Origin of the sequence: Streptomyces sp. NPDC003035 (assembly GCF_042888285.1) — a bacterium.
In the GTDB taxonomy this organism is placed as follows: domain Bacteria; phylum Actinomycetota; class Actinomycetes; order Streptomycetales; family Streptomycetaceae; genus Streptomyces.
Genome location: NZ_JBIAPJ010000005.1, coordinates 28,310 through 41,339 on the forward strand (window position 1 = coordinate 28,310; position 13,030 = coordinate 41,339).

General features: G+C 71.7%; 10 protein-coding genes. 5 read left to right on the forward strand and 5 right to left on the reverse strand.

The window, feature by feature from the left end:
* Window positions 1–491 precede the first annotated feature (491 nt).
* Window positions 492–899, reverse strand: a complete 408-nt coding sequence (locus ACFYV5_RS16720; protein ID WP_355105276.1) for a cobalamin B12-binding domain-containing protein — start codon at window positions 897–899, stop codon at window positions 492–494.
* Window positions 900–1,115: 216 nt separating this feature from the next.
* On the opposite strand from ACFYV5_RS16720, the gene ACFYV5_RS16725 reads away from it, so the two are divergent.
* Window positions 1,116–1,913, forward strand: coding sequence for an esterase/lipase family protein (locus tag ACFYV5_RS16725; protein ID WP_389169006.1), 798 nt, complete (start codon window positions 1,116–1,118; stop codon window positions 1,911–1,913).
* A gap of 289 nt (window positions 1,914–2,202) precedes the next feature.
* Entirely contained in the window at window positions 2,203–3,657 is a 1,455-nt protein-coding gene (locus ACFYV5_RS16730; protein WP_389169007.1) for a M23 family metallopeptidase, read from the forward strand.
* A 66-nt stretch (window positions 3,658–3,723) separates the two neighbouring features.
* Here the strand turns inward: ACFYV5_RS16730 and pcrA are convergent, their stop codons facing one another.
* Window positions 3,724–6,171, reverse strand: a complete 2,448-nt coding sequence (gene pcrA / locus ACFYV5_RS16735) for a DNA helicase PcrA (RefSeq protein WP_389169009.1) — start codon at window positions 6,169–6,171, stop codon at window positions 3,724–3,726.
* Window positions 6,172–6,444: 273 nt separating this feature from the next.
* Between pcrA and ACFYV5_RS16740 the strand changes: the two genes are divergently transcribed.
* Window positions 6,445–7,614: an NlpC/P60 family protein gene (locus ACFYV5_RS16740; RefSeq protein ID WP_389169011.1), complete on the forward strand. Its 1,170-nt coding sequence runs from the start codon at window positions 6,445–6,447 to the stop codon at window positions 7,612–7,614.
* Between the two features lie 16 nt (window positions 7,615–7,630).
* Here ACFYV5_RS16740 and ACFYV5_RS16745 read toward each other — a convergent pair whose 3' ends face one another.
* Entirely contained in the window at window positions 7,631–7,984 is a 354-nt protein-coding gene (locus ACFYV5_RS16745) for a hypothetical protein (RefSeq protein WP_355105266.1), read from the reverse strand.
* A 347-nt stretch (window positions 7,985–8,331) separates the two neighbouring features.
* Between ACFYV5_RS16745 and ACFYV5_RS16750 the strand changes: the two genes are divergently transcribed.
* Window positions 8,332–9,405, forward strand: a complete 1,074-nt coding sequence (locus ACFYV5_RS16750; protein WP_389169012.1) for an NlpC/P60 family protein — start codon at window positions 8,332–8,334, stop codon at window positions 9,403–9,405.
* Window positions 9,406–9,449: 44 nt separating this feature from the next.
* Here the strand turns inward: ACFYV5_RS16750 and ACFYV5_RS16755 are convergent, their stop codons facing one another.
* Window positions 9,450–10,157, reverse strand: a complete 708-nt coding sequence (locus ACFYV5_RS16755) for a LuxR C-terminal-related transcriptional regulator (protein ID WP_389169014.1) — start codon at window positions 10,155–10,157, stop codon at window positions 9,450–9,452.
* A complete protein-coding gene (locus ACFYV5_RS16760) occupies window positions 10,154–11,422 on the reverse strand; it encodes a PspC domain-containing protein (RefSeq protein WP_389169015.1) in 1,269 nt (422 codons plus the stop codon). The genes ACFYV5_RS16755 and ACFYV5_RS16760 overlap by 4 nt, the downstream gene beginning before the upstream one ends.
* Window positions 11,423–11,593: 171 nt before the next feature.
* Here ACFYV5_RS16760 and ACFYV5_RS16765 point away from each other — a divergent pair, with 171 nt between their 5' ends.
* Window positions 11,594–12,949, forward strand: a complete 1,356-nt coding sequence (locus ACFYV5_RS16765; protein WP_389169017.1) for a PspC domain-containing protein — start codon at window positions 11,594–11,596, stop codon at window positions 12,947–12,949.
* The last annotated feature ends 81 nt before the right edge of the window (window positions 12,950–13,030 follow it).

The window sequence follows — 13,030 nt, forward strand, 5'->3', positions numbered from 1 at the left end:
GCAAGCCGATCTACTGGGGCGGTGCGTACCGGAGCGGGGCCGCGCGACCGGACGGTCCAGCAGGGCTGCACGACTGCGAGGCGCCGCCTTGCCCGCCCGGGAAGCAGCCCGTAGGTCGGCACGACACGAGCCGCCGCACGGCACTACGGACAGACCGCTTCGACACCCGGCCGCCCCGGCGTCACAGGAGGCCCAAGGACCGGTCCGGCGCTTCCACCGGCCGACCGGCCCGCGCGCCCTGAACGCCGTAGGAGATCCCGGGGCGTCTCCGGCAGCCGGTCGGCCCAGCCTCCGGCGCCGTAACCCGAGACCGGTCCGCCGCTCCGGCGGCGCTGCCGCCGACCGGTGGACGCGGTTCGACCGTCGGCCGCCGCAGGCCTGGGCCGGGGCCCGGGCAGGCCGGTGGGGCCGCCGGCACGGGTGGATGGTCCTCGGCCGTCAGGGGGCGGGAGCCCCCGGAGCCGACACCGTCCCCCCCTGCGCCTCCGCCGTCAGGCGGCTACGCGGACGTTCGCGTTCACCCAGTCCACGATCGACGCCGTCGTCGCGCCCGGCGTGAAGATCTCCGCCACGCCCTTCTCCTTCAGCGGCGCGATGTCCCCGTCCGGGATGATGCCGCCGCCGAAGACCTTGATGTCCTCCGCCTCGCGCTCCTTCAGGAGCTCCAGCACCTTCACGAAGAGCGTGTTGTGCGCGCCCGAGAGGATCGAGAGGCCGATCGCGTCGGCGTCCTCCTGGATCGCCGTGTCCACGATCTGCTCCGGCGTCTGGTGCAGCCCCGTGTAGATGACCTCCATGCCGGCGTCGCGCAGTGCCCGCGCGATCACCTTGGCCCCGCGATCGTGGCCGTCGAGACCCGGCTTGGCCACCACCACGCGGATCGGACCGGTCACACCCATCACTGCCTCCACATGCGACCCCCGCGCCTATTTGCCGGGGAGGTGAACGAACGTTATCGCCAGCATCCCGCAAGCGGCCGTTTCGCGGTGGGCAGCGAGGGGGAAATCACACAGAGGGACATGTTCGCCCCGCGCCGACGCCGTCAGCCGCACGGCACGGGGGCACGACCCACCGCATCGCCGTTCGGCGCCCGCGTGCCGGTCGGGAGGTCGCCGATGGAGTTCACCAGGCTCACCAAGGTCACCACTGCGCTGAAAGCCAATGCCCTGGAGCTGGCGATCCTCACCGGCCATCTGATCCTCTATCCCTCCGGAATCGCCTCCGAGCGCCCCGCCGCCGCCAAAGACCCGAAGGCCGGCACCGGGCGCCCCGTCGTCCTTCTGCACGGCTTCGTCGACAACCGTTCGGTCTTCGTCCTGCTGCGGCGCGCCCTCGCCCGGCAGGGCCGTCGCCCTGTCGAGTCGTTCAACTACTCTCCGCTCACCTGCGACCTGCGCGCCGCCGCGGAGCTGCTCGGCCGCCATGTGGAGGCGGTCTGTGCCCGCACCGGCCACGACGAGGTCGACATCGTCGGGCACAGTCTCGGCGGTCTCATCGCCCGTTATTACGTACAGCGCCTGGGCGGTGACGCACGGGTGGGCACGCTGGTCATGCTCGGCACCCCGCACTCCGGTACCGCCGCCGCGCCGTGGGCCGGTGCCCATCCTCTGATCCGCCAGATGCGCCCCGGTTCCGAGGTGCTGCGGGAGCTCGCCGAGCCCGCGCCCGACTGCCGTACGGCGTGCGTCAGCTTCTGGAGCGATCTCGATCAGGTGATGGTCCCGGTGGAGACCGCGCGGCTCGACCACCCGGATCTGCTCGTCCACAACGTCCGGGTCAGCGGGATCGGCCATCTCGCCCTGCCGGTGCATCCGACCGTCGTGGCCGGGATCCTGCAGGTCCTCGAGGCCGAGGATGCCGAGGATTCGGCCGGCGCCACGCCGGGGACCGAGCCGGGGGCGTCCGTGGCGTGATTCCCGCACCCCGCCCCGGCGCGCGACCCGGCGCACTTTTCGGCACGCGGACGCCTGACGACCCGCCAGAAGGTGTCCGTTCTTCGAACGTTCCTCGAACACAGAGCCAAAGCTCTCCCCCGAGGCCACCGAAACACGGCCGATTGCCCGTTTCCTGCGGACCCAAAACCCTTCGAAGATTGTCGCTTGCGTATACCGCCGGGTACAGTCGCGCCACTGCTTAACCCCGGGACACCCCTCTGCGGGCCCGCCCCGGGCTGGTTCTGCCGCCGAGGCGAGAGAGAAGTTGGTGAACGACCAGCACCCCCACGCCGGATACGTCGGAGACGACGCCCACAACACCGGCGGCTTCGCGAGCGACCCGCTCTTCGGCGCCCTCCCGGGCGGTTACGACGCGGGCCACAGCGGCCAGTACGACACCACTCAGTGGAACGGCAGCCACCAGTGGGACGCCGGCACGTACGACACCTACGTCGCACAGCAGCCGATGACGCAGGAGTACGACACCACGGGCCAGTGGGACGCCACCGCCTGGAGCGAGGCGCAGCAGACCGGGCAGTACGAGACCGCGCACGTCACCTCGTACGACTCGTACGACACCACAGGCCAGTGGGCCGCCCCGGCCTTCGAGACGGGCACCTACGACGCCACCGCCTGGAACTACGCCGCGCCGGAGCAGGACCTCCTGGTCGCCGACCCCGTCGTTCCGCAGCAGTACACCCCCGAGTACGAGTTCGTCCCCGAGCAGTCGGCGGACCACCCCGCGCCCTCCGAGCCCACGGCGCAGTTCGAGGCCGTCGCGCAGGACGACACGTACTCGGACGCGTACACCGATGTGTACACCGACGCGGACGGGTACACGTACGAGTACGTCTATGAGCCCCCGGCGGACGCCCAGGAGCCGGAGCCGGTCGTCGAGACCCTCACGGAATCCGTCGCCACCGCGGCGGCCGCCACGGCCGCCCGCCCCGTGCGCCGTTCCTCCGGTGGCAGCCGTGGCCGTCGGCGTACCCCCGCCAAGCGCTCCGCGCTGCTGACCGTCGCCGTCCCCTCCGCCTGCGTCATGGGCGTCGCCGGGATCGCGGCCGCCTCGGTCGGCGGGCTCGCCGACGCGGACGCCGACACGAAGAACGACACGACGGCGCTCGCCGCAGCCGACCCGGCCTCGGTCAAGCCGGTCGCCGCCAACAACGAGCTGGACACCCAGCTCGCGGCGCTCAGCGCCGAGGCCCGCGACTTCGGCGACCGCGCCAGCCGCACCCAGGAGCGCATCGACCTCAAGCTGCGCCAGGAAGCCGAGAAGAAGAAGCGCGAGGAGGAGGCGGCCCGCAAGGAGGCGCTGCGTCCCAAGTTCGCGCTCCCGGTGAAGCTGCACGAGCTCAGCGCGCGCTACGGACAGGCGGGCGTCAACTGGATGTCCGTGCACACCGGCATCGATTTCCCGGTCCAGTACGGCACCAGGGTGATGGCCGCGACCGACGGCACTGTCCGCACCCAGTACAACAGCGCCTACGGCAACATGGCGATCGTGACCGCCGCCGACGGCACCGAGACCTGGTACTGCCACCTGAGCAGCACCAAGATCCGCAGCGGCAAGGTCAAGGCCGGTGATGTCATCGCGTACTCCGGCAACTCCGGCAACTCCACCGGCCCGCACCTCCACTTCGAGGTCCGGCCGGGCGGCGGCGCGGCGATCGACCCCGAGGCATGGCTGCGCGGCCACGGTCTCAGCCCCACCGGCTGACGCTTCCGCGGACAGCGCAGGAGAGGGGCCCCGGCCATCGGCCGGGGCCTCTCTCCTGTCGTCGTCCTACAGCTTCTCGACCGGCGCGTACCGCAGGAGCAGTCGCTTGGGCTTCTCGTCGCCGAAGTCGATCGTCGCCTGTGCGTCGGCGCCGACACCCGTCACCTGCATGACCGTGCCGAGCCCGAACTGGTCGTGCGTGACCCGGTCGCCCACCTGGAGCGCGAGGACCGGCTTGTCGGTGGTGCGGCGCGTGGCGAAGCCCGAAGGGCCCGTGCGCGCGCGTGAGGAGGAGAGCGAGGAGGTGATGCCCGAGGTCGGCCCGGCGGGCTTGACCATGGGGCCGGTCCGCTTCCACTCCAGATACGTCGGCGGGATCTCCTCCAGGAAGCGCGAGGCCGGGTTGTACGACGGCTGGCCCCAGGCGCTGCGCATGGAGGAGCGCGTCAGGTACAGCCGCTCGCGGGCACGGGTGATGCCCACGTACGCCAGGCGTCGCTCCTCCTCCAGCTCCTTGGCCTGGCCGAGCGCGCGCATGTGCGGGAAGACACCGTCCTCCATGCCGGTCAGGAACACCACCGGGAATTCGAGGCCCTTGGCGGTGTGCAACGTCATCAGCGTGATGACTCCGGACCCCTCCTCGTCCTCGTCGGGGATCTGGTCGGAGTCGGCGACGAGCGCGACCTGCTCCAGGAACTCGGCGAGGGTGGCGGGCTCCTCGCCGCGCTCCTGCTCGAACTCCAGGGCCACGGCCGCCAGCTCCTGGAGGTTCTCGATCCGGGTCTCGTCCTGCGGGTCGGTGGAGGCCTGCAGCTCGGCGAGGTAGCCGGTCCGCTCCAGGACGGCCTCGAGGACGACCGCCGGGCCGGCGCCGGAGTCGACGACGGTACGGAGCTCCTCCATGAGGGTGTTGAAGCGCTTCACGGCGTTGGCGGAGCGGGCCGCCATGCCGTACGCCTCGTCGACCCGCTTCAGCGCCTGCGGGAAGGTGATCTTCTCCCGGAGGGAGAGGGCGTCGATCATCGCCTCGGCGCGCTCGCCGATGCCGCGCTTGGGCACGTTCAGGATCCGGCGCAGCGGGACGTTGTCCTCGGGGTTGGCGAGGACGCGCAGGTAGGCGAGGACGTCGCGGACCTCCTTGCGCTCGTAGAAGCGCACGCCGCCGACGACCTTGTAGGGCAGTCCGACGCGGATGAAGATCTCTTCGAAGACACGGGACTGGGCGTTGGTCCGGTAGAAGACGGCGACGTCGCCGGCCTTCGCGTCGCCCGCGTCCGTGAGCCGGTCGATCTCGTCGGCGACGAACTGGGCCTCGTCGTGCTCGGTGTCCGCGACATAGCCGGTGATCCGCGCGCCCGCGCCCGCGTTCGTCCACAGGTTCTTGGGACGGCGGCTCTCGTTGCGCTCGATGACGGCGTTGGCGGCGGAGAGGATCGTCTGCGTCGAGCGGTAGTTCTGCTCCAGCAGGATCGTCGTCGCGTTCGGGTAGTCCTCCTCGAACTGGAGGATGTTGCGGATGGTCGCGCCGCGGAAGGCGTAGATCGACTGGTCCGCGTCACCGACGACGCACAGCTCGGCCGGCTCCAGGTCCTCGTAGCCGGTGCCGACCAGCTCCCGTACGAGGGTGTACTGGGCGTGGTTGGTGTCCTGGTACTCGTCGACGAGGACGTGGCGGAAGCGGCGGCGGTAGTGCTCGGCGACGTCAGGGAACGCCTGGAGCAGGTGGACCGTCGTCATGATGATGTCGTCGAAGTCCAGGGCGTTGGCCTCGCGCAGCCGCGCCTGGTACATCCGGTACGCCTCGGCGAGCGTCTTCTCGAAGCCGTCGGCGGCCTGGTCGGCGAAGGTCTCCTCGTCGATCAGCTCGTTCTTCAGGTTCGAGATCTTGGCGCTGAAGGACTTCGGCGGGAACTTCTTCGGGTCGAGGTCCAGATCGCGGCAGACCAGGGCCATCAGGCGCTTGGAGTCGGCGGCGTCGTAGATCGAGAACGAGGAGGTGAAGCCGAGCTTCTTCGACTCGCGGCGCAGGATGCGGACGCAGGCGCTGTGGAAGGTCATGACCCACATGGCGTGGGCGCGCGGGCCGACGAGGTGCTCGACGCGCTCCTTCATCTCGCCGGCGGCCTTGTTGGTGAAGGTGATCGCCAGTATCTGGCCGGGGTGGACGTGCCGGGTGGCCAGGAGGTGGGCGATGCGGTGGGTGAGGACCCGGGTCTTGCCGGAGCCGGCGCCCGCCACGATGAGCAGCGGGGTGTCGGTGTGGACGACGGCGGCGCGCTGTTGTTCGTTCAGCCCGTCCAGGAGCGCGGCGGCGTCCACGACGGGGCGCGGGGCTCCGTCGCGGTAGTGCGCGTCCCTGGCCGGCGGCACGTCGAAGGCGCCCCCGAAGAGGTCGTGCGGGACCTCCTCCGCGGCCGGGGCACCGTGGTCGTGGTCCTCGGGCGGGGGCGGGGGCTCCTCCGAGGAGTGGTTCTGGAGGCTCGCCAGGAAGCTGTCGTCAAAGAGGCTGCTCATCGCTTAACGAGTCTAGGCGGCCCCACCGACAACCCGGTCCCACCTCCAGAAGTGACCGCATTCTCACGGAAGGTGACCGTCCGCTTCAGGTCACGAAAATGTATCGGGCATATCGAACATCGGCCTTCACAGCCGCCCCACGGGTTGGCTAGCGTGCTCGCCCAAGCAGCCCGTCCTCTCCGACGGCGAATCGCGCCGAGCGGGCGGCCCACGCCGCATCCGGCCCGGTGCGAAGCCGGTCGGGCCCGCGCATGCCGGCGGCCACGGAAGGAGATGCCGGTCTTGGCGTCCCATCGCAAGCCGCGCAGCACACGTCCGCACTCCCCCGCCGTCGGGGTCACGACGGCCGCCATCGCCTCCGTCACCCTGCTGTCCACGCAGAGCGCCCAGGCGGCGCCCGCCGCCCCGCCGAGGCCGAGGGTGGAGGAGATCCAGAAGAAGGTCGACGACCTCTACCGGCAGGCCGGAACGGCGACGCAGGAGTACAACCGGGCCAAGGAGGCCACCGACCGGCAGCGCCGCAAGGTCGACCGCCTCCTCGACGACGTGGCCCAGCGGACGGACGCGATCAACGAGTCCCGGCGCGCGCTCGGCTCGTACGCGGCTGCGCAGTACCGGACGGGGGCGGTCGGCCCGACCGCCGCGCTGATCTTCGCCGACAACCCGCAGTCGTACTTCGACCAGACCCATCTCATGGCCCGGCTCTCCGAGCGGCAGCACAGCGCTGTGGCCGACTACGAGGGCAAGCGCGCCGCGGCGGCGAAGCAGCGGGCGGAGGCCACCAAGAGCCTGGAGAGCCTCACCGAGTCGCAGGCGACGCTGCGCACGAGCAAGCAGACCGTCCAGCGGAAGCTGGCGGAGGCGCGGACACTCCTGGCCCGGCTGACCGCCGAGGAGAAGGCCCGGCTCGCGGAGCTGGAGCGCAAGCGCGAGGCCGAGGCCCGGCGCAAGGCGGAGGAGCGGGCGAAGGCGGAGGCGGCCGCCGAGGCGGCTGCGAAGGCCGCCGAGGCCGAGCGGCGCCGGCAGGAGGAGGCGGCGACGGGCCAGCAGCCCGAGCCGCCGGCGACCGGCGGATCGACCGACTCGACGTACGCGGCGAAGGCCGAGAAGACGCTGGCGTTCGCCCGGGCCCAGATCGGCAAGCCGTACGTCTGGGGCGCGACGGGCCCGAGCTCGTACGACTGCTCGGGGCTGACCCAGGCCGCCTGGAAGGCCGCGGGCGTCGAGCTGCCCCGCACCACCTGGGACCAGGTGAAGGTCGGCACCCGGATCGCGACGGCCGATCTGCTCCCCGGCGACCTCGTCTTTTTCTACGACGACATCAGCCACGTGGGCCTGTACATCGGTGGCGGCAAGATGATCCACGCGCCGAAGCCGGGTGCCGACGTCCGCGAGGAGTCGATCTACTACATGCCGATCTACGGGAGCGTCCGCCCGGCCTGACGCCCCCGGAGCGGGCTCAGGTCCAGAGCGTCGCGATGAAGATGTTCGCCACCGTCAGGCCGCCGACGGCGCCGAAGAGACCCTTGTCGACGGTGGTCTCGTCCCGCTTCACGTACACGAGGGCGAGGATGACGACCAGGACGGCCAGCTTGACGCCGATCTTCAGGTTGTTGACGGCCTGGTCGTCCGCCTGGTTGAGGCCGACCAGCGCGACACCCGTCACCAGCATCGTCAGCGCGCCGTGCAGCATGGCCGGCACGAAGCGGGCCGTACCCGCGCCCATCGCCTTCATCTGGGTGAGGAAGCCGCCGAGGAGCGAGCCGATCCCGATGATGTGCAGGGCGACGAAGACATTGATGAGTACGTCCATGGGGCGGAGCCTAACCGGGCCGTAGCACCGCTGTTCGGCCGGGTCCAGCCACTCCGGCGCATCGGTCACGGCCGTGCCGGAATGCGGCACTCACCCGCCGCCCGCGCCGGAAGCGAACGGTCCCGATGCGCCAACTGCCGTCAATAGCGGTCAACTCCCCGCCCTGCCGTGACGCTCAGGTTTAGCGTCCCTCCCCAGGTGGCCGACTCCCCACCACCCGCCGGTCCTTCCGGCGGCCGTCGGTCGCCCCCGCCGAGAAATCCGGCGGTGGGCCGTCTCCCCTGTGCGGTCCATCGCCGGACCCGGCGGGCATGGACCCCCACAGGGAGAGGATGTGACCCGCCCTCGTGGCAGCTCACCGGAAGCCCAGGAACTCGCCCCTCGGTGGCCAGGCGGCACGGACCGCCGCCACGCTCGCCCTCGCCTCCGCGGCCACGGCGACCGTCTTCGAGGGCTCCGGGCACGCCGAGCCCAGGCTCACCCCCGCGCAGGTCAAGGCGAAGGTCGACCGGCTGTACCAGGAGGCCGAGGTGGCCACCGAGAAGTACAACGGGGCCAAGGAGAAGGCGGACGAGGCGCGGCGGGCTCTCGACCGGCTGCGCGACGAGGCCGCTCGCCGGACCGATCGCCTCAACACCGCCCGCGACGGGCTCGGCTCCACGGCCGCCGCGCAGTACCGTTCCGGCGGCCTCGATCCCGCCGTACAGCTCGCCCTGACCTCCGACCCGGACCAGTACCTGGCGCGCGCCGCGCTCGTGGAGAAGGCCGGGGAGCGCCAGGCGACGGCGATCGCCTCCGTACGGCGCGAGCTCGCCGGGATCAAGCAGCTGCGCACCGAGTCGACGGAACGGCTGACCCAGCTGCGCGGCCACGAGGCCGAGCTACGACGGCAGAAAACGGCCGTCCAGGGCAAGCTCGGCGAGGCACGGGTCCTGCTGGCCCGGCTGACCGCCGAAGAGCGAGCGCGGTACCAGGCGGCGGTGGCCGGTTCGGGCCAAAGCGGTACGGACGGCTCCGGCGCGGCCCGGGCCGACCGGACCACGGGGGTTCGCGGTGCGGTCACGGCGCCCAACAGCCGCGCCGCCCAGGCGATCTCCTTCGCCAGGGACCAGATCGGCAAGCCGTACGTGTGGGGGGCGACGGGCCCGTCGGCGTACGACTGCTCGGGCCTGACGCAGGCCGCCTGGCGCTCCGCCGGGGTGTCGCTGCCGCGCACGACATACACGCAGATCAACGCCGGGCAGCGGGTGTCCCGCTCCGAACTGGCCCCGGGCGACCTGGTCTTCTTCTACTCCGGCATCAGCCATGTCGGGTTGTACATCGGCGGCGGGCAGATGATCCACGCGCCCCGCCCGGGCGCTCCGATCCGCGTCGCGCCGATCGACGAGATGCCGTTCGCCGGGGCGACGCGGGTGGGATGAGGGCCGCGACGGCCCCGGCGGCGGCCTGTGGACGGCGGGCGGTCTCAGACCAGTCGGCGGGCGGTCGCCCAGCGGGTCAGCTCGTGCCGGTTGGACAGCTGCAGCTTGCGCAGAACCGCCGAGACGTGCGACTCGACCGTCTTCACCGAGATGTAGAGCTGCTTGGCGATCTCCTTGTACGCGTATCCACGGGCGATCAGCCGCAGCACCTCGCGCTCCCGCTGGGTGAGACGGTCGAGGTCCTCGTCGACCGGCGGGGCGTCGGTCGAGGCGAAGGCGTCGAGCACGAAGCCCGCCAGACGCGGGGAGAACACCGCGTCGCCCTCCTGGACGCGGAAGATCGAGTCGACCAGGTCGGTGCCGGTGATCGTCTTGGTGACGTAACCGCGGGCGCCGCCCCGGATCACCCCGATCACGTCCTCCGCCGCATCGGAGACCGAGAGGGCCAGGAACCGCACGGGGTCCTCGGGCGCCGCCATCAGGCTCGCGCAGCGGCGCAGCACCTCGACCCCGCCGCCGCCCGGCAGATGCACATCGAGCAGGACGACCTCGGGACGGGTGGCGGTGATCACCGTGACCGCCTGGTCGACGTCGGCGGCCTCGCCGACCACCTCGACGCCGGTGACCTCGGTCCGGCCGATCTCGGCCTGCACGCCCGTGCGGAACATCCGGTGGTCGTCGACGAGCACGACCCGTACCCGGCGCTCCGTGATCCGTGCCGCCGTCGTCCCGGTGCCGGTCTCGTCACTCATGCGTCCGCCCTCTCCATCTCAAGCTCCACTTCGGTGCCTCCGCCCGGCACGGACCGCAGCCGGGCCGAACCGCCGTTGCGCTGCATCCGGCCGATGATCGATTCTCTTACGCCCATCCGGTCGTCGGGCACGGAATCGAGGTCGAAACCGGGCCCTCGGTCCCGGACGGAGACGAAGACCGTACGGCCCTCGACCTCGGCGTAGACCTGCACCGCCCCGCCCTCGCCACCGTACTTCGCGGCGTTCACCATCGCCTCGCGCGCGGCCTGCATCTGCGCGGCCAGTTTCTCGTCGAGCGGGCAGTCGCCCACAACGACGACCTCCAGCGGGACACCGTGCTTGTCCTCGACCTCGGCGGCGGCCCGCTTCACCGCCTCGGCGAGGGTCTCGGGCTCCTCCCCCTCGTCCTTGCCGGTGCCCTCCGGCTTGTACAGCCAGTTCCGCAGCTCGCGCTCCTGGGCCCGGGCGAGCCGGCGCACCTCGCCCGGCTCGTCCGCGTTGCGCTGGATCAACGTGAGTGTGTGCAGCACCGAGTCATGGACATGAGCGGCGACCTCGGCGCGCTCCTGGGCACGGATACGCATGGTCCGCTCCTCGGAGAGGTCCTGCGACATCCGCACCAGCCAGGGTCCGGCGAGCAGCGCGATGCCGGTGAGCACGGCTATCGCGGCGGTCAGCGCCGTGCCCAGCTGGGCCGCGGAGCCGCGGACCACCATGAAGACCGTGAGCCCCATGCCGACGAGGGCGACTCCGGCGAGACCGCGGGCGATCTGCAGAGTGCGACGGCGGCGGCCCGGCTCGGTCCAGCTGGCCCGGCGGGCGTTGTCGGCCTGCCGCCAGACGAGCACCACTCCGACGCCGATCAGGAGCGTCGGCCAGACGTAGCGGTCGGTCTTGTTGCCCCAGTCGATGTTGCCGGCGAAGACCGCGGCGCCGATCGCGAGCGCGATCAGCGCGAAGACCTGGCCCCGGTCGGGCTTGCGCAGCCTGCGCCGGCCGTCGGCGGTGGTCTCGAACACCGGCCGGGGCGTGGAGCGGCCGCCGACACCGAGCGGGACGACGATCCAGAACACCGCGTACAGCAGGGCGCCGAGGCCGTCCGCGAGGAGCAGGGCCGCGAACAGCGCGCGGACCCAGACGACGGGCAGCCCCAGGTGTCCCGCGAGGCCGCGCGCGACACCGCCGAGCCACCGGCCGTCGGCGCTCCGGTAGAGCTTGCGCACGGGCGGTTCGTCGGTCTCTGTGACACGGGCGGATGCGGGCATGGACCGATCGTCACACGAGCGGCCGTGCGGGGACATCAGGGTCGGCCCCTGAGATCGCCCCTAGGAAGCGGCCCCTAGGAGGTTCTCGGGGTGGACGGCCCGCCGAATATCAGGGTCGTGCCAGGGTCGGCCCCGGTGCCACGGCGGGGCGTCGGCCGTCACCATGGACGCATGACGAGTTCGACGCCTTCCCACCACGAGGCCCCGCCGCCGGCGGAGGCCCCGCCCGTCGCGGCCCTGTGCCGCTCGCGGCGGCACAAGGTCGTGGCCGGTGTGTGCGGCGGCCTCGGCCGGCACTTCGATCTCGATCCGGTGATCTTCCGCATCGCGATCGGCGTGCTGTCCGTGACCGGCGGCATCGGGCTGATCTTCTACGGCTTCGCGTGGCTGCTGCTCCCCCTCGCGGGCGAGGAGGAGAACGAGGGGCGCAGACTGCTCTCCGGCCGGGTCGACGGGGCGGCGCTCGCGGCCGTGTTGATGGCGCTGGTCGGCTGTGGCGTCTTCCTGTCGATGCTGAACAACGGCGGGATGCTGGCGTTCGCGATGATGCTGTCGATAGCGGTGTGCGGCGCCGCGGTCTGGTCGCAGCGGCGCATGCAGGCGGTCGGCGGTGACGCCGAGGGCCGGATGGACGCGGCGACGGCGCAGGCGGTCGCGGAGGCACCGCCGGAGGCGAAGGCCCCGCCGCTGGTGGAGTTCTCGTCCTGGTGGAAGGACCCCATAGTCAAGGACGGCTCGACCGGCAGGATCGCCGTCGGTTATCTCTGGGGCCCGCACGGTGTGGTGGGCCCGGACGGCAGGCTCGAGAACGGCGAGATCCCCGTGCCCGGCAGCCAGTGGGGCACAGACGGAGCGGACACCGAGCGACGGCCCGCGGTGTCGGCGGTCCGGCGCGGCCCGCGCTCCATAGGCGGCCTGCTCTTCCTGCTCGCGCTGCTGGCCGGCGGCCTCGGCACGGTCCTGTCCTGGGAGGCCCATCCGCTCGGCACGAGCCTCCAGATCGGCCTGGTCGCCGCGCTGGGCGTGCTCGGCCTCGGCCTGGTGGTGAGCAGCTTCCTCGGCCGGACCGGGTTCGGCACGATCTTCCTGACCGTGGTCACCGCCGGGTTGCTCGCCGTGGCTGCGGCACTGCCGAAGGAGATCTCCACGGACTGGGTCCGTACGACCTGGAAGCCCGCGTCGGTCGCCGCCGTCCAGCCCCGCTACGAACTGGGCACGGGCGTCGGCACGCTCGATCTCTCCCGGCTCGCGGTGCCGGCCGGGACGACGGTCGACACCGTGGCCGAGGTCGGCGCCGGAAAGATCGAGGTGGTCGTCCCGAAGAACGTCACGGTGAAGCTGCGGGCCCAGGTGGGTCTGGGCGATGTGCAACTGCCGCAGCAGCGCCCCGAGGACATCGACATCGCGCCGGACCACGACGAGAGCCGTACGCTCGCCCCGCCGAAGGGCTCGGCCCCCGGTGGCACGGTGAACCTCTCGCTGGAGGTCGGAGTCGGACAGGTGGAGGTCACCCGTGCTGCTTCATGAGTTCCGTCCCGGTCGACTGCTCGCCGGCGCGACCGCCCTCACCCTCGCGGTGCTGTACGCCGGGGACGCCGCGGGCTCCTG